General features: G+C 50.3%; 12 protein-coding genes and 8 tRNA genes. 13 read left to right on the top strand and 7 right to left on the bottom strand.

Annotation, left to right across the window (positions count from 1 at the left end):
• From L2712_RS04850 to gltX, 3 genes are all read right to left on the bottom strand, one after another.
• Window positions 1–73: transfer RNA gene (locus tag L2712_RS04850), tRNA-Glu, on the bottom strand.
• Window positions 74–154: 81 nt separating this feature from the next.
• A tRNA-Ala gene (locus L2712_RS04845) sits at window positions 155–230 on the bottom strand.
• A gap of 103 nt (window positions 231–333) precedes the next feature.
• Window positions 334–1,743 carry a glutamate--tRNA ligase gene (gltX, locus tag L2712_RS04840; protein ID WP_248977048.1) on the bottom strand — a complete coding sequence of 470 codons (1,410 nt, stop codon included), beginning with the start codon at window positions 1,741–1,743 and terminating at the stop codon, window positions 334–336.
• A gap of 776 nt (window positions 1,744–2,519) precedes the next feature.
• Between gltX and L2712_RS04835 the strand changes: the two genes are divergently transcribed.
• From L2712_RS04835 to L2712_RS04780, 12 genes are all read left to right on the top strand, one after another.
• A tRNA-Val gene (locus L2712_RS04835) sits at window positions 2,520–2,595 on the top strand.
• 35 nt (window positions 2,596–2,630) lie between these two features.
• Window positions 2,631–2,706 (top strand) — tRNA-Val (locus L2712_RS04830).
• A 54-nt stretch (window positions 2,707–2,760) separates the two neighbouring features.
• Window positions 2,761–2,836: transfer RNA gene (locus L2712_RS04825), tRNA-Val, on the top strand.
• Window positions 2,837–2,876: 40 nt separating this feature from the next.
• Window positions 2,877–2,952, top strand: a tRNA-Val gene (locus tag L2712_RS04820).
• 38 nt (window positions 2,953–2,990) lie between these two features.
• A tRNA-Val gene (locus L2712_RS04815) sits at window positions 2,991–3,066 on the top strand.
• A 43-nt stretch (window positions 3,067–3,109) separates the two neighbouring features.
• Window positions 3,110–3,185 (top strand) — tRNA-Val (locus tag L2712_RS04810).
• A gap of 152 nt (window positions 3,186–3,337) precedes the next feature.
• Window positions 3,338–3,565, top strand: coding sequence for a hypothetical protein (locus L2712_RS04805; protein ID WP_248977047.1), 228 nt, complete (start codon window positions 3,338–3,340; stop codon window positions 3,563–3,565).
• Between the two features lie 472 nt (window positions 3,566–4,037).
• Window positions 4,038–5,003, top strand: coding sequence for a TRAP transporter substrate-binding protein (locus L2712_RS04800; protein ID WP_248977070.1), 966 nt, complete (start codon window positions 4,038–4,040; stop codon window positions 5,001–5,003).
• Between the two features lie 87 nt (window positions 5,004–5,090).
• Window positions 5,091–5,729, top strand: a complete 639-nt coding sequence (locus L2712_RS04795) for a TRAP transporter small permease (protein ID WP_248977046.1) — start codon at window positions 5,091–5,093, stop codon at window positions 5,727–5,729.
• Window positions 5,729–7,126 (top strand): TRAP transporter large permease, encoded by a 1,398-nt coding sequence (locus tag L2712_RS04790; RefSeq protein WP_088904968.1) that lies wholly within the window; start codon window positions 5,729–5,731, stop codon window positions 7,124–7,126. The genes L2712_RS04795 and L2712_RS04790 overlap by 1 nt, the downstream gene beginning before the upstream one ends.
• A gap of 82 nt (window positions 7,127–7,208) precedes the next feature.
• Window positions 7,209–9,032: a sensor histidine kinase gene (locus L2712_RS04785; RefSeq protein ID WP_248977045.1), complete on the top strand. Its 1,824-nt coding sequence runs from the start codon at window positions 7,209–7,211 to the stop codon at window positions 9,030–9,032.
• Between the two features lie 2 nt (window positions 9,033–9,034).
• A complete protein-coding gene (locus L2712_RS04780; RefSeq protein WP_248977044.1) occupies window positions 9,035–10,402 on the top strand; it encodes a sigma-54-dependent transcriptional regulator in 1,368 nt (455 codons plus the stop codon).
• 11 nt (window positions 10,403–10,413) lie between these two features.
• Here the strand turns inward: L2712_RS04780 and L2712_RS04775 are convergent, their stop codons facing one another.
• Window positions 10,414–11,631, bottom strand: coding sequence for an MFS transporter (locus tag L2712_RS04775; protein ID WP_033540060.1), 1,218 nt, complete (start codon window positions 11,629–11,631; stop codon window positions 10,414–10,416).
• 166 nt (window positions 11,632–11,797) lie between these two features.
• Between L2712_RS04775 and L2712_RS04770 the strand changes: the two genes are divergently transcribed.
• On the top strand, window positions 11,798–12,688 hold the full coding sequence (locus tag L2712_RS04770; protein ID WP_248977043.1) for a LysR family transcriptional regulator: 891 nt from the start codon (window positions 11,798–11,800) through the stop codon (window positions 12,686–12,688).
• 29 nt (window positions 12,689–12,717) lie between these two features.
• Here the strand turns inward: L2712_RS04770 and maiA are convergent, their stop codons facing one another.
• From maiA to tyrR, 3 genes are all read right to left on the bottom strand, one after another.
• Window positions 12,718–13,362, bottom strand: a complete 645-nt coding sequence (gene maiA / locus L2712_RS04765) for a maleylacetoacetate isomerase (RefSeq protein WP_248977042.1) — start codon at window positions 13,360–13,362, stop codon at window positions 12,718–12,720.
• 94 nt (window positions 13,363–13,456) lie between these two features.
• Entirely contained in the window at window positions 13,457–14,443 is a 987-nt protein-coding gene (locus L2712_RS04760) for a fumarylacetoacetate hydrolase family protein (protein ID WP_248977041.1), read from the bottom strand.
• Window positions 14,444–14,689: 246 nt separating this feature from the next.
• Window positions 14,690–16,234: a transcriptional regulator TyrR gene (gene tyrR, locus L2712_RS04755; protein ID WP_033540064.1), complete on the bottom strand. Its 1,545-nt coding sequence runs from the start codon at window positions 16,232–16,234 to the stop codon at window positions 14,690–14,692.
• Window positions 16,235–16,245 lie beyond the last annotated feature (11 nt).

The raw sequence follows: 16,245 nt of genomic DNA, 5'->3' as shown, positions 1-16,245 counted from the left end.
TATCCCATAGGGGATTCGAACCCCTGTTACCGCCGTGAAAGGGCGGTGTCCTAGGCCTCTAGACGAATGGGACACTGTTGGTACCTTATACTCTGTACCGAGTGAATACTCGTTAAAGCTAGTAGGCTATTGCTTCAACGCTTTTCAAATTAGATGGTGGAGCCTAGCGGGATCGAACCGCTGACCTCAACACTGCCAGTGTTGCGCTCTCCCAGCTGAGCTAAGGCCCCTTACCTAACTTGTCACCTTTGAGTGCACCGCGAGCATCTGCCGGCTGTGTCTCAACTGCGAGGCGCATTCTATGCAGCACACCCAAAAGTGTCAACTCGTTTTTTAGGAATTTATTCTATTTGCTACAAATTCAATCGCTTTGGAGATTCTTTGCTCACAACGAGCCTTTCCAACCAAAAATGCGGTTAAATCTACAGCAGGCGACATACCGGCACCCGTCACGGCGACACGCAGTGGCATACCTACCTTACCCATGCCAACTTCTAACTCTTCAGCAGTCGCTTCGATCGCTTGATGAATAGCTTCAACAGTCCATTCGTTTAGCTCAGCAAACTTCTTCTGTAATAACTGCAGCGGCTCTAATGCAACGCCACGCAGATGTTTCTTAGCCGCGGTTTCATCGAAATCATTAAAATCTTCATAGAAGTAGCGGCTAGAGGCTGCCAACTCTTTTAATGTCTTGGCGCGCTCGGCCAGTGCCGAAACCACTTCAGCCAAAGCTGGGCCGTTTGAAGTATCGATATTTTGATCTTGCATATGCCACTCGAGATGCTTGGCTACATACTCAGGTGCCAGCTCCTTCATATAGTGCTGATTCAACCAGATCAGTTTTTCGGTATTAAAGGCAGATGCCGCCTTATTGATATCATCTAGCTTAAATAGCTGCTTCATCTCGTCAATAGAGAAGACCTCTTGATCGCCGTGTGACCAACCTAGACGCACCAGGTAGTTAAGCAGCGCTTCAGGCAGGTAACCGTCATCACGATATTGCATAACGCCTACAGCACCATGACGCTTAGACAATTTGGCGCCATCGTCACCCAAAATCATCGCTACATGAGCGTATTCTGGTACTGGGGCGTTTAACGCCTTCAGAATATTGATTTGACGCGGCGTATTGTTGATATGATCTTCACCACGTACCACACAGGTGATCCCCATATCCCAGTCATCGACCACAACACAGAAGTTATATGTCGGCGTGCCATCGGTACGGGCAATGATTAAGTCATCGAGTAAGTCATTTGAGATCTCGATACGACCACGCACGTAATCATCAAAAACCACACTACCTTCAGTTGGGTTTTTAAAACGCACCACAAAAGGCTCATCGGTATCACGCGGCGCCTTATCACGACAACAGCCATCATACTTTTGCTGTTCGCCTTTAGCCGCCTGCTCTTCACGCATCGCTTCGATACGCTCACGGCTGCAGTAACACTTATAGGCTGTGCCCTGCTCTAACATCTGCGCGATGATCTCGTTGTAACGATCGAATCGTTTGGTCTGGTAGTAAGGACCCTCATCCCAGTTCAGTCCCAACCACTCCATACCTTCTAAAATTGCCGCACAGGCCTCAGGGGTTGAACGTTCGAGATCCGTGTCTTCGATACGTAAAACAAATTCGCCTTGGTTAGCGCGGGCATATAGCCATGAATAAAGTGCCGTACGAGCACCACCTACATGAAGAAAACCGGTAGGACTTGGAGCAAAGCGCGTCTTAATCGTCATAATGGGACAGTAACCTGTTATCGAATCGTCTAAATATAGACTGAGCTATTTAAATGTGGGGGCTATTCTAACAGCCAAATGGGATAAGAGAAAATAGCTAGCCCGCTGCCTGGGCTCACTAGGCATAAAAAGTTGATCCCCTATCACTGGGGGTTTAGACGCACTGCAATAATTGTGTGCCTTTATTGGCAAAGAGTATATGGGATAAGCACAGCGTTCATAAAAGAGAACCACCAAGGATACGGTTTCCCCAAGCAGTTACACAAATTGGTAGCTTATCCAGTCTAGCTAGAGCCAAATCAGCGTATCGCCTCTGTTTACTCTATAAAGAGACACGCTAGAGCGCTCGTTCATCTCAACCAATCGTTATTCTAAACCAATCCTTATTCTCAACCAATAAAGAGGCATCCTCGAACGCTCAGCTTTTCAATTGCAGAAACATGACGATTCGGCGTCGCCCAAACCACAAGCTAAGTGAATGTACCTGCCTGCTTATACTTGCTACAAAGCACAAACACCTCCCCTAGCCTTTTCTTTTGTTCAACAAGCTAACCACCAAAGGCTAGCGATTAGCCTAAAACCAAACAGGTAAACCATCTATTGCTGCGCTCAGCATCCCCGCCTCTGTGCAGGCTTTAGTCAGACGGTGATAGTAAATAATCCTGATTTGTTTAACATTAAGTCAATCCGAACAAAATTGAACCGGACTCATTATTTTCTCGAAAAAAGCGTTGACAGTAGATCGTTCCCCCCTATAATACGGCCCCACACAGCGAGGTCGATTAGCTCAGCTGGGAGAGCACCTCCCTTACAAGGAGGGGGTCACTGGTTCGAGCCCAGTATCGACCACCATACACTGTATGGCTGTAACAATTTGAAGTATCCCAGGTCGATTAGCTCAGCTGGGAGAGCACCTCCCTTACAAGGAGGGGGTCACTGGTTCGAGCCCAGTATCGACCACCATATTTTGGTAATACTAAAATAAACACTTCAAATTAACGTTGTGAGATATTCCCAGGTCGATTAGCTCAGCTGGGAGAGCACCTCCCTTACAAGGAGGGGGTCACTGGTTCGAGCCCAGTATCGACCACCATCTCATTTAATGAGAGAGTATCGAATATAATAATGTCCCAGGTCGATTAGCTCAGCTGGGAGAGCACCTCCCTTACAAGGAGGGGGTCACTGGTTCGAGCCCAGTATCGACCACCATTGTTATCACAATTTGTAAGACTACTGTATTTATCCCAGGTCGATTAGCTCAGCTGGGAGAGCACCTCCCTTACAAGGAGGGGGTCACTGGTTCGAGCCCAGTATCGACCACCATATCTTCAAGGTATGGCTAAGAAAAATCACAGTCAGTATCCCAGGTCGATTAGCTCAGCTGGGAGAGCACCTCCCTTACAAGGAGGGGGTCACTGGTTCGAGCCCAGTATCGACCACCATATTTCTTCTTCATCGCTTAATCCTCCTATTTATAATCAAACAACCTAGCAACAAGCCTTTGCAGCTTAGATGCGCTATTGCGATTCCCTTAGCCTCAACTATTCTTCATTAAGACTTTGCTCAAACCAAGTATGATTAAAGGTGGTTGACTATGGCCGATGTCACTCAATCTGCGTCGCTCGCAAGCATTGCCGCATACCTCAAGCTCACCCATGATTGTGATGAGCAGCAAGCTATGATCGAAGCCAAAGAGGTGATGCAAAACCTTGTTTCAATGAGGCAAAAGGGCTTTATCACAGGCTGGTACTTCGACGCCCAGGGGCATCTCGAATTACTGCCAAGTGAGGCGATACTCAAACGCATTAATCCCGCCAAATAATTTGCAAAACACAGAGAAAAATAACCGCTTACACCGACAACTTTAGCTTCCCGCCACTTTCAATAGAACACTCACCCAAAATCCAGTGATCACGCTTTGCGTGCCAGCTAGCGACCCGCGTCACAATCGCCTCAAAACACAACATCGCCCTACCCACAAATCAGCACACCAATGAGATAGCGGTCAAACTTCACCTTGTTAAAATGGGTGGTTTTCCACCCATCAGGCTAAGACGAATGGGCGACATCCTCCCCATCTCTGGCGATTGCCGCCCACCAAGAGTTTTGCAACATGCTGATATAGTTTGATTTACATTATTTAAACATCTTTGGCCTGGTCCTTGCCTATAATTCCTATGAGTTAATCAATTCGCGAACCGGCAGTCGCCCTAAGGCACTGAAGGATTAACAATAAAAGGGATAACAAAATGACCAAACTCAACACCTGTACCTTTATCAAACAGATCGTCAAGATGACCTCAATTGCCGCACTATTGGGGGCCAGCCTCAACAGCTGGGCGGCGCCAACCGAAATTAAGTTTTCACATGTGGTCGCCGAAAACACGCCTAAAGGCCAAATGGCTCTAAAATTTAAAGCGTTAGTCGAAGAGCGTTTACCTGGCGAGTATCAGGTTAATGTGTTCCCTAACTCGCAGCTATTTGGTGATAACAACGAACTTTCAGCACTACTGCTAAACGATGTGCAGTTCGTGGCACCGTCACTGTCGAAGTTCGAACGCTACACCAAGAAATTACAGATATTCGACCTTCCTTTCCTGTTTAAAGACATGGATGCCGTCAACCGCTTTCAACAAAGTGAAGCCGGTCAGCAACTGCTGAACTCAATGAAACGCAAAGGGGTTGTTGGCTTAGGCTATCTGCATAACGGCATGAAGCAATTTTCAGCCAGTAGCCCGCTAGTGTTGCCAAAAGATGCCGAAGGTAAGAAGTTCCGCATCATGGCATCTGATGTCTTGGCGGCGCAGTTCCAGGCTGTCGATGCCATTCCAGTAAAGAAGCCTTTCTCTGAAGTCTTTACCCTGCTGCAAACCCGTGCCATCGATGGTCAGGAAAATACCTGGTCAAACATCTACTCTAAGAAGTTTTTTGAAGTACAAAGTAATATCACTGAAAGTAATCACGGCGTACTGGACTACATGGTAGTCACCTCAAACACCTTCTGGAAGTCACTCCCGGCAGACAAGCGTAAAGTCATTAAAGCGTCACTGGATGAAGCGATTGCTTATGGTAATGATATCGCCGCTGCGAAGGTGAACAAGGACAAACAAGCCATCATCGACTCTAAGCGCTCAGAGATCACCTATCTGACACCTGAACAGCGCGCCGCATGGGTCGACGCTATGAAACCTGTATGGGCGCAGTTCGAAGATAAGATAGGTAAAGATCTTATCGATGCAGCAGTTGCATCAAACCAATAATAAGCGCTAACCCCCTAACTTAATAGGAAGATATTGAGGCCGTTTCCAATGGCAATCGGCCTCATTCCTATTTAAGGAGTTCTTGAGATGATATCTCGGTTTTTTTCCCATATCGAAGAGTTAGTGCTCAACACCTTGATCACTTCGATGACCCTACTGGTCTTTGCAGAGGTCATCGCCCGCTTCTTCTTCAACACAGGCTTCTTATGGATCCAGGAGCTCACCCTTACCATCTGCGGCTGGTTCGTTCTCTTTGGCATGTCTTACGGTGTGAAAGTTGGTGCTCATATTGGCGTGGATGCTTTCGTCAGGAAACTCCCTAGAGCTGGGCGTAAATATACCGCCACCTTGGCCGTCGCTATCTGTCTGGCCTACTGCGGCATGTTTCTGGTGGGTAGCTGGGATTATCTGGCCAAGATGTACCAAATTGGCGTTCCGATGGAAGATATCGACCTACCCCATTTCTTAGTCAGCGGCCTCGACCCTGACGCTGCCTGGGAATACCTGCGTATAGACGTGGAAGAACCGGCCGTGCCTTTGTGGATCTCCCAAAGTATTTTGCTACTTGGCTTTGCGTTACTCACTTGGCGGTTCCTACAGTTGGGTGTCGCCATCATCACCAACAAGACAGATGGTTTTGTCTTTGCTGATGAAGCTAAGGAGAGCATGCACCTGATCGATCAAGAGGCTCAGGCCGACAACGAGCAGCCGGGAGACAAAAAATAATGACTATAGCAACCCTGTTTATCAGCCTGTTTTTCTGTATGCTCCTAGGCATGCCGATAGCCATTGCGCTGGGTTTTTCCAGCATGTTGACCATCTTGCTGTTCTCAGATGATTCACTGGCCTCGGTCGCCTTAAAACTCTATGAGTCCACCTCAGAGCACTATACCCTGCTGGCGATCCCCTTCTTTATTCTTTCGTCGGCGTTTCTCTCCACCGGTGGCGTCGCGAGGCGTATCATCGAATTTGCCATGGACAGTGTCGGCCATATACGTGGCGGCTTGGCGATGGCCTCAGTAATGGCCTGTATGCTGTTTGCTGCAGTCTCTGGTTCATCGCCAGCAACTGTGGCCGCTATCGGCTCCATCGTGATTGTCGGCATGGTAAGAGCCGGTTATCCGGAAAAATTTGCCGCTGGGGTGATCACCACCTCGGGCACCTTAGGGATCTTGATCCCCCCCTCTATCGTGATGCTGGTTTATGCGGCCGCTACCGAAGTTTCTGCAGCGCGCATGTTTATGGCAGGCCTTATCCCAGGCCTGATGATGGGGCTATTGTTAATGCTGGCTATCTATATCGTGGCCCGCATTAAAAACCTACCCTCTCGCCCCTTCCCTGGCGTGCGTCCCTTGGCTATTTCAAGTGCTAAAGCAATGGGTGGCCTTGCGCTTATTGTCATCGTTCTGGGTTCCATCTATGGCGGTATCGCCAGCCCCACAGAAGCGGCGGCGGTCGCCTGTGTGTACGCCTATTTTATTGCCGTGTTTGGCTATCGAGATATCGGGCCGCTGAAAAACGTCAGCTGGCGTAACAGCGATGAACCTCTGTTTAGGGCCACAGCACGCAACCTCGCCTTTATGGTGTTGGCTGTTATTAAAACACCAGCAGACAAAGAGATCCGCCACGTAGTACGTGACGGTGCGAAAGTCAGCATCATGTTGCTGTTTATCATCGCCAACGCCATGCTATTTGCTCATGTGTTAACCACAGAGCGGATCCCCCATATCATCGCAGAAACCATAGTGGGTATGGGGCTGCCGGTTTGGGGCTTCCTCATCATAGTCAACTTGCTGCTGCTGGCGGCGGGTAACTTTATGGAGCCATCGGCCATCTTGCTGATCATGGCGCCCATTTTGTTCCCTATCGCAACTCAACTCGGCATAGATCCTATCCATCTGGGTATTATCATGGTGGTGAACATGGAGATAGGTATGTTGACGCCACCGGTGGGGCTCAATCTATTTGTGACCGCCGGGATCACTGGACGCAGCATGGGGTGGGTGATTCAATCCTGTATCCCTTGGCTAGTGTTGCTGCTCTTCTTCCTGGCACTGATCACCTATATTCCGCAGATCTCCCTGTTTCTACCGGAATATATAGATAAGTTAAACGGTTATTAAAATACTTGATTTTGTTTAACAATTGGGCGAGTCTGAAACGGGAACAAGCTCCCACTATTTCAGGCTCGCTTTTCAATTGGACATGCCTTTTATGTCAATAACGATAACAAGAAAAAAATACCTCGGCATCGGCTTAATTATTTTGCTGGGCCTCGCCTTTATCCTACGCGCCGCCTATTGGTTTCATCTAGAACACGGCTATGAGATGACGCGGCAACAATCTAATGCGCAAATGAAAGAGCTACTGAGCTTTCTCTCAGGCTCTCTTAGTCGCTATGAAAGCATTCCTCAAGTGCTATCAACCAATCCCTTGCTGGCTAACGCTTTGGCACAACAAGACGATCCAGAAACCATCACGCCACTCAACCTCTATTTGGAGGAGATCCAAAGCATTACAGAGGCACTGGATATCTATCTGGTCAATATCAATGGCGATGCTATCGCTGCCAGCAACTGGCAACAGAGCTACTCCTTTATCGGCAAAAACTTTGGCTTTCGCCCCTATTTCAAAGACGCAATGAACGGCAAAATGGGGCGTTATTTCGCCGTAGGAACCAGCTCCAACAAACGTGGTTACTACTTCTCCTACCCTATCTACAACCAGGGCTATCCGATTGCCCCGAATCAGGGCGATGCCAAGGTTGTCGGCGCTATCGTCGTCAAGGTTGATGTTACGGAGATCGAACAACAAAGTACTGGCATGGCCAGAGGTAGCAACTATGAGTTTGCCATCAGCGATCCCGACAATATTATTTTCCTCTCCAGTCAACCCAAGTGGCGCCTCACCTCTCTGGTGCCTGTGACCCGTCAACTCAAACAGCACATTACCGCATCACGGCGCTACGCCAACCGCGACATTAATCCGCTAGAGATAGAACCGCCCTTTACCGCATCAATGACGGAAGATTATCAAATCTATCAAATTGGCGGCGATAAGCATGGCAAAGAGTATATGGATAACGCCGCCATGATGAATGATGCTGGCTGGCGTGTGCATATACTTTCCCCTATGGCCCCCATCTATCAATCACTGCCGCCACTGCTCTTGCTCTACGGCGCCCTCTACCTGTTATGCGCCCTGGCGCTGCTGTTTGCTATCGAAAGGCGCAAAAATATCCGCCGCATGCAACAGGCGCACGAACAACTTGAGCAGAGAGTCAAAGAGCGGACTCAAGCGTTGGAAACCAGTCACCAAGAGCTAAAAGAGACGCAGGATGAGCTGATCCAGGCCGCGAAGTTAACGGTTATTGGTAGTCTCTCGGCCAGTATCAACCATGAGATCAACCAGCCGCTGGCCGCTATTCGCAGCTACGCACAAAACACCCAGACGCTGTTGTCCCGGGCTAAGTGGGACGATGTTTCTAGCAATATCATGACCATCATAGAGCTGACCGATCGCCTGGCCGCGATCGTATCGCAATTTAAGAGCTTTACCCGCAAGAGTAAGGGTAACGATAAGGCGGTCAGCGTGGCTCAGTGCATTAAAGATGCCCTGACCATAGTTCAGCCCGAAGTCGATAAACAAGGCATTAATCTTGTGCTCAGAAACACTGACTGTGAGACGCTGATCTGGGGCGACCCCATCCGCTTACAACAGGTATTGATTAATCTGATGAGCAACGCCATGGTGGCCATGCGCGCCAGCAGCCCAAAACAGTTAATCATCAGCGTTAACCTCAATGACCGCGTCGAGATCACCATTGAAGATACCGGCACTGGCATAGATGAAAGTCAGATGCAGAAAATTTTCGACCCCTATTACACCAGCTCTCGTCAGGGTTTGGGACTGGGCCTCTCTATCTCCAGGCGAATCGTCGAGGCGATGCAAGGCAAAATCAGCGTGGCGAATCGCGCCGAAGGTGGCGCCATCTTTAATATTACGCTTCCAATACATGCAGCGGGTTAGCCATGCAAAATCAAAATTTTAATCAATACGATATCCTTATCGTCGACGACGAGCCCTTGATAGGCTCGGCCCTGGTACAGCTGTTTGAATTAGAATCCTACCGCGCCCTCTCCTTAACCGACGCCAAGCAGATTGGCCAGGGACTGCCAGATAACTGGCCCGGCATAGTGATCTCAGATGTGAACATGCCCGATACCGACGGCCTCGCCTTGATGCGCACCCTGCTTTCCCAAGACAAAGATATCCCTATCATCTTGCTCACGGGTCACGGTGACATCGCCATGGCGGTACAGGCGCTCAAACAAGGTGCCTATGATTTTATTGAGAAACCTTTTAACAACGAGCATATGCTGGATATCGCCAAGCGCGCCCTGGAAAAACGCGCGCTGACGCTGGAAAACCGCAGCCTGAAGCGGGAGCTTGAATCCCAAAGCACCCCTGGACCGCGAATCTTGGGCCATAGTCCGGGGATCAAGCAGATGCGCCACATCATACATCAGGTGATCGACATGCCCGCCGATGTATTGATTGAGGGGGAAACAGGCACAGGCAAAGAGCTGGTTGCCCGTTATCTGCACGATCACAGTCCTCGCAGTGAGGCCAACTTTGTTGCCATCAACTGCGGCGCCATTCCAGAAACCATTATCGAGAGCGAGCTGTTTGGCGCCGAATCAGGCGCTTTTACCGGCGCCGATAAGACCCGCATCGGCAAGTTCGAGTATGCCAACGGAGGCACACTGTTTCTCGATGAGATTGAGAGCACCCCCTTGTCCTTGCAGGTCAAGCTGCTGAGGGTATTGGAAGACAGGAAGGTGGAGCGCCTTGGCTCCAACAAAAGCATAGATTTGGATATTCGCATCATAGCTGCGACTAAGGTAGACCTGAAAACCTTGTGCGATACCGGTGAGTTTCGCCAAGATCTTCTTTACCGTCTTAACCTGGTGACAGTGCCAATCCCGGCCCTTAGGGAGCGACGTGAGGATATCGGATTACTGTTTCTGCACTTTGCCCGCATTGCCTCGGCGCGCTACCACAAGGCGCTGATCCCCCTCACTGCGGAATACACGGCTCAGCTGGTCTCCCACGACTGGCCCGGTAATGTACGCGAACTGCGTAACCTGGCCGAGCGCTATGTGTTACTCGGCCCAGAAGCGGCCTTTGCCACCTCACTAGGTCAAAGCAATCAGCTCAATGCCAATATGTCCCTGCAGCAGCGGGTAGAGTTTTTTGAGCGATTATTGATTGAAGAAGCGCTGAGTAACAACAAGGGCAGTATAAAGCTCACCATGGAGCAGCTCGAACTGCCGCGCAAAACGCTTTATGACAAGATGCAAAAATTCGGTCTCAGCCGAAAGACCTTTCTAAGCTAACCCTTCATCCATTAGCTCGCCGCATCAAGCAGTGGCGAGCGTGGTCTGTGGGTGCGCTTTAGCATCGCCACGATGAGAATCACACCACTTAGCAATGTCAGGCTGCCAGCCACCACACCGCTCCAGCCCCAATGCTGCCAAAACGGCAACAGGAATGGCCCGCCGAGCGCCGCACCTAAATAGTAGCTACACAAGTAGAGCGCCGTGGCTTTCGCCCTGTGCTGCTGAGCGCGTTGGGCCACCCAGGCATTGCAGACGCTATGAAAGGTAAAGAAGCCAAAACTCGACAGCAGGAAACCTATGATGATGGCGCTGCTGGTATCACCTAGGGTGATCAGGCTACCGACACACATCATCACCGCCGAGAGTACAAATAGTGGTTGACGCCCTAAGCGTGTCACCCATTTCGCCGAGCGAAATGAGGCATAGGTGCCACTCAGGTAACACAGGAAGATCAGTGTGACCTGAAACTTGCCCCAATAAAATGGCGCCTGCATCAGGTGCAGCTGAATATAGCTAAACTGATTGACCATCACCATAAAGGCGAGCGCGCCTAACAGATAGAGTTTCACTAAGGTGCTGTCACCAAGGTGCAAGCCAAAGCCCTTCAGATCGGCAAGGCCGAAGCGACTCTTATGTTGACGGCGACGGATCCGCACTCGGTCGAGCCGCGGCAGTAATGCCAGCACCCCCATTACACCAGCCAGGGTTAACACAGTCACCAGGCCCATGGCCTCTACCCAGTTTAAATACTCTGTCATCAAACCACCGAGCAGACGCCCGGCAATCCCTCCAAGGCTGTTGGCGCCTATGTAGATGGCCCCCGCCTTGAGCAGCACACTGGTATCGAGCAGATCCTTAAAATACGCCATGGCGATGGCTGGCACCGCCGCCAATAACACTCCTTGAAATAAACGCACCGCCACCAGCGCTGAAAAGTCCTGCACCCAGATCAACATGAAATCTGCCACCACCAGCAAAGCCAGGCTCCATAGCAAGGGTTTACGCCGTCCCAGCTTGTCCGACAGGGTCGCATAAAAGAGTAGCGAAAAGGCCATGGAAAAACTGGTGACCGACAACAACAGGGTGGCGTGCGCCGGTGACACACTAAAACTGCTCGCGATCAGCGGCAACATCCCCTGCACCATATACAGGTTGATGTAGATCACCACGGAGGCCAAAGAGAGGCCCCAGATCAAACGAAGTTGTAGTGCACGGCTGGCTGTCATTTTCTGCGAGTTCAAAGGAGTCGATAGACACAGGCTAACACCGGCGCTAACATAACAAAAATAGATTATAACTATGATGTCGATAAGATGATGTTATAGGTAATTTGAAGATCAGCCCATTAAAACGAGCCTTTAAACAACAAGGCATTAGCTTCGGTGATTGAAGATGGATATCAAACAGCTTAGGCAGTTCGAGGCGCTCGCCACCAAAGGCAGCTTTACCCTGGCGGCCAAGCAACTCAACATTGCCCAGCCAGCCCTGAGCCAGGGAATAAAGCGCCTTGAGCAGACGCTTGGAGTCACGCTGATCAATCGCAACAAACACTATCGTGGTCAAGATGGCAGTCGTCTCACCCTTACCGCCGAAGGCGAGGCCCTGGCACAACACGCCAGGCTGATCCTCAAGCAGGTCAAACAGGCTGAGGCCCATATTAAATCCATGGCCAACCTGACCAAAGGCGAGGTACGTATCGCAGTGCCTGGCATGCTGGGCTCCTACTACTTGCCGTCGCGCCTGATGGCCTTTCGGCACAGATATCCAGATCTCAAGCTGTCACTGTTTGAAGGCGGTACCCGCGACAGCTTGCGGATGTTGCAAAACGAAGAGGTCGATATCGCCATCATCACAGGGCAAGACCTACAGCCTAATTTCGACAGCCATCTGCTGCTCAGAGAACAGATGGTGGTAGCCGTGGGTGAAGAGCATCCGCTGGCCGAGCATGCAGCCATCACGCTCGAGCAGTTTTTTAAGCAGGAACTGGTGATGTTTAAGCCGGGCTATTTTCACCGGGAGTGGATGCTGTCACAAGCCAAAGCCTTGGGTCTTGAAGCCGATATCGCGTTTGAAACTAACCTGATCAATCTCATCAAACAGGTCGTCGCTCAGGGCTTTGCCATCACCAGTGTGCTGGAGATGGTGATCGAGGCAAGAGATCCTATCCGCGCCATCCCCTTCTCTCCGGCCGTACACCTTGATCTGCACATCGCCTGGAATAGAGAACGCCCCATAGGTCTGGCCGACAGGGCGTTCGTCGAGTTCTTAATGAATAACCCCTAGCGAGCCGCTAACGGCTTCATTAGGCTAATCTAACTGGCATCGGCCTGACTCTCGGGCGCCGCCAATTGAAAGGCTTCAAGCTGATGACAATTATCCCAGATACGGCGAATATTCGGATATGGGGTCAAATCGACTTTGAAGCGATTGGCGTTATAGACCTGAGGGATCAAGCAAAGATCCGCCAGCGTGACCTCATCGCCATAGCAATAGGTACCGGCGTGCTTTTTCAGCTGCTTTTCAAACGCACTAAAGCCCTGATGGATCCAGTGGTGATACCAGGCGTTTTTAGCCTCTTCATCGAGACCTAGGGTATTCGTCAGATACTGCAACACCTTGAGGTTATTCAGCGGATGCACCTCACAGGCGATTGAGAGCGCCATGGCACGCACCTCGGCTCTCGCCTTGGGCTCCTTTGGCAACATCAAGGTTCCACCATACTGCTCGTCAAGATATTCGATGATCGCCAGTGACTGAGACAGAACAAACTCGTTGTCACCTTCGACAAGCGTTGGCACCAACTCCTGGGGATTAAGCGCTGCATACTTAGGCAAGTGCTGCTCGCCACCCTCTTTAACCAGATGCACTGATTCGAGCGTGGCATCCAGCCCTTTTAAATTGAATGCGATGCGAACCCGGTAAGCGGCACTTGAGCGCCAATAACCCAATAATTTCATCACATGGCTCCTTTTCTCTTTCCGCCCATTGCCCGGCGGCAGTTACAAAAACGGGGCAACCTTAGCCGCCCCGAAGTCTCAATAAATCTGAGAATTAACCTTTGTACTCAACTACCTGCTGGTCTATAGCACCAAAGATTGATTGCTCGTTTTCATCCAGCATCTCGATACGCACGCGATCGCCAAAACGCATAAATGAAGTCGATGGCTTACCGTCGCTGATGGTCTCCAGCATACGAGTCTCCGCCAGACAGCTAGAGCCAGCGCTGCGGTCATAGTTAGAGATGGTACCTGAACCTATGATAGCGCCGGCGCCCAATGGACGAGTCTTAGTGAAATGGGCTATCAACTGGCTAAAGTTAAAGGTCATATCGATGCCACAATTTGGCTTACCGAACAGCTCGTTGTTCAGATGAGTGATCAATGGCAAATGCACCTTAGACTCACGCCACTTATCACCCAGCTCATCCGGGGTCACAGCGACAGGTGAGAAGCTGCTTGAAGGCTTAGACTGGAAGAAACCGAACCCCTTGGCCAATTCAGCAGGGATCAGGTTACGCAGCGACACATCGTTCACCAGCATCAGTAGCTTGATATGCTTCTCTGCAGACGCCTCATCTATACCCATAGGCACGTCGTCGGTGATCACTGCCACTTCAGATTCGAAGTCAATGCCCCACTCTTCGCTAGCCAGCTCGATATCCGCCTTAGGAGCGATAAAACAGTCCGAACCACCTTGATAAACCAAAGGATCTGTCCAGAAAGTTTCAGGCATCTCGGCGCCACGCGCCTTACGTACCAATTCAACATGGTTTACATAGGCACTGCCGTCGGCCCACTGATAGGCACGCGGCAAAGGTGACAAGCACTTGTTTTCGTCAAAATCGACGGTGTTCTCAAGCACACCTTGGTTAAGCGCCTCATAAAGCTCTTGCAGTTGCGGCTGAAGCAGATCCCAGGCATCCAGCAGTTGCTGCATGGTGTGCGCGATAGCCGGAACCGCAACGGCCTTGGTTAAATCCTTACTCACAAGCATCAGCTGACCGTCACGACGGCCGTTGTTATAACTTGCTAACTTCATACCCACTCCTATCGAAATCTTATTCTGCCAGACCAGACAAACACACAGGTCAATGGTCTGGTGCAATCAATTTGGCATAGAAATACCCTATGCGCGCCGAGATAGGAATAGCGTGACACAAATCACATTAAGCCTATCACTTACTCAATATGTAAACATTTAATTACAGCAAGTAAAAACCCCAACACTATGGGGTTTTCACTTTAGCTCTGCCGGAAAAAGCAGCAACTCACTGGCAATAAGGTTTTACATCCCTTTTTGCTTGTTGATCTTATACTCTCTCAGTTTGTTGGCGATGGCAGTATGTGACACCCCAAGCTTCTTGGCCAACTGTCGGGTGCTGGGGTACGCCGGATAGAGGCGTCTAAGCAAACTTGCCTCAAACTGTTTCATCGCCTGATCTAGGCTGCCCTCAAACTGATGATCGAAGTAGCCAAAACCCTCGGCATAAGAAGGGAGTTTAAGTTGATCCACCGTCAATTCCGCCGAGCCATCCCACATAGATACCGCGCGGAAGATAGCATTTTTCAGCTGACGCACGTTACCCGGCCAGGCATAACCCAAGAGATGTTCACGGCACGGAGCCGAGATACGACGGATAGGTATGGAAAGCTGCTGACTGTAGTGCTCGAGGAACATCTCGGTCAAGGGGATGATATCCACCTTGCGCTCTCTGAGCGACGGCATATGGAAACTCAGCACATGGATGCGATAGTAAAGATCTTCACGGAATTCACCGCTTTGACACAGCTCGGCCAGGTTCTTCTGGGTCGAGCAGATGATGCGCACATCCGAGCGCACTTCCACATCACCGCCCACACGGCGGAAGGTGCCATCCTGTAGCAGGCGCAGCAGTTTAACCTGCGCCGCCTTAGACATCTCGGCTATCTCATCTAAAAAGACAGTACCGCCCTTGGCCTCTTCGAAGAAGCCACGCTTCACCACTTCGCCACCACTGACGTAACCAAAGAGTTCCTCTTCGGCGGCGCTATCTGGCATGGCGGCGCAGTTAATCGCTATAAAGGGATGCTCGCGGCGCATGCTGGCATCGTGGCAGGCTCGGGCCATCAACTCCTTGCCTGTGCCCGTCTCACCCGTGATCAACAGAGGCGCATCGAGCTGGGCCATACGCCTAGCCTGAACCAACACCTCTTTCATCTTATCGCTGACCGCCAACACATTTTCAAAACCAGTAGTCTGATTCTGAAGGGCATTAAATTGCTTACCGACTCTTGCGGGAGACTTGAGCGACACCACGGCGCCGGCCAAAATGCTCTTATCATTTTCATCGGGTAGATAGATAGGCAGCATTTCAGCCAGGTACTCGCTCTGACCAATATTGACTCGAGTTGCCTGAGCCAGCACCAGAGGTTCACTGAGCCAACGATTGAAATTAAACCCTTGCACCCAGTGGTTAAGCGGTTCATCGAGAACTTCATGTTCGCCCATATTGACCGTCATCAACGCCGATTCGTTAACGATACGAATGCGTCCCTTGACGTCGATGGAAAACACAGAATCTGGCAGGGTTTTTAGCAGCGTCTTAAGCGCATAATGTTCCTGCTCCGATGGCATGAAAGAGACGGTGCGCACGTCGTGCACCCCCTCCACCTTTCTGATCAAAGGTAACAGCTCGCTGAGCACATCAAAGTTAACTTCAGCAAACTGCAGATAGAGAAATCCCTGGTTACTGGCATCGATAGCTATCAGGTTAATACCATAGCCTTCGAGGATCTCCAGAATATCTTTTGCTAGACCCACGCGGTCGATGCAACTTACTTCTAAGCGCATACCCTTTCGTC

It is taken from the genome of Shewanella marisflavi, from assembly GCF_023283925.1.
Classification (GTDB): domain Bacteria; phylum Pseudomonadota; class Gammaproteobacteria; order Enterobacterales; family Shewanellaceae; genus Shewanella; species Shewanella marisflavi.
This window is presented reverse-complemented; position numbering and strand designations above follow the sequence as displayed.

Excerpts from the sequence above, each read along its gene's own strand:
- gltX (WP_248977048.1), bottom strand. The coding sequence starts at position 1,743 with ATGACGATTAAGACGCGCTTTGCTCCAAGTCCTACCGGTTTTCTTCAT.
- L2712_RS04805 (WP_248977047.1), top strand. The coding sequence starts at position 3,338 with ATGGCCGATGTCACTCAATCTGCGTCGCTCGCAAGCATTGCCGCATAC.
- L2712_RS04800 (WP_248977070.1), top strand. The coding sequence starts at position 4,038 with ATGACCTCAATTGCCGCACTATTGGGGGCCAGCCTCAACAGCTGGGCG.
- L2712_RS04795 (WP_248977046.1), top strand. The coding sequence starts at position 5,091 with ATGATATCTCGGTTTTTTTCCCATATCGAAGAGTTAGTGCTCAACACC.
- L2712_RS04790 (WP_088904968.1), top strand. The coding sequence starts at position 5,729 with ATGACTATAGCAACCCTGTTTATCAGCCTGTTTTTCTGTATGCTCCTA.
- L2712_RS04785 (WP_248977045.1), top strand. The coding sequence starts at position 7,209 with ATGCCTTTTATGTCAATAACGATAACAAGAAAAAAATACCTCGGCATC.
- L2712_RS04780 (WP_248977044.1), top strand. The coding sequence starts at position 9,035 with ATGCAAAATCAAAATTTTAATCAATACGATATCCTTATCGTCGACGAC.
- L2712_RS04775 (WP_033540060.1), bottom strand. The coding sequence starts at position 11,631 with ATGACAGCCAGCCGTGCACTACAACTTCGTTTGATCTGGGGCCTCTCT.
- L2712_RS04770 (WP_248977043.1), top strand. The coding sequence starts at position 11,798 with ATGGATATCAAACAGCTTAGGCAGTTCGAGGCGCTCGCCACCAAAGGC.
- maiA (WP_248977042.1), bottom strand. The coding sequence starts at position 13,362 with ATGAAATTATTGGGTTATTGGCGCTCAAGTGCCGCTTACCGGGTTCGC.
- L2712_RS04760 (WP_248977041.1), bottom strand. The coding sequence starts at position 14,443 with ATGAAGTTAGCAAGTTATAACAACGGCCGTCGTGACGGTCAGCTGATG.
- tyrR (WP_033540064.1), bottom strand. The coding sequence starts at position 16,234 with ATGCGCTTAGAAGTAAGTTGCATCGACCGCGTGGGTCTAGCAAAAGAT.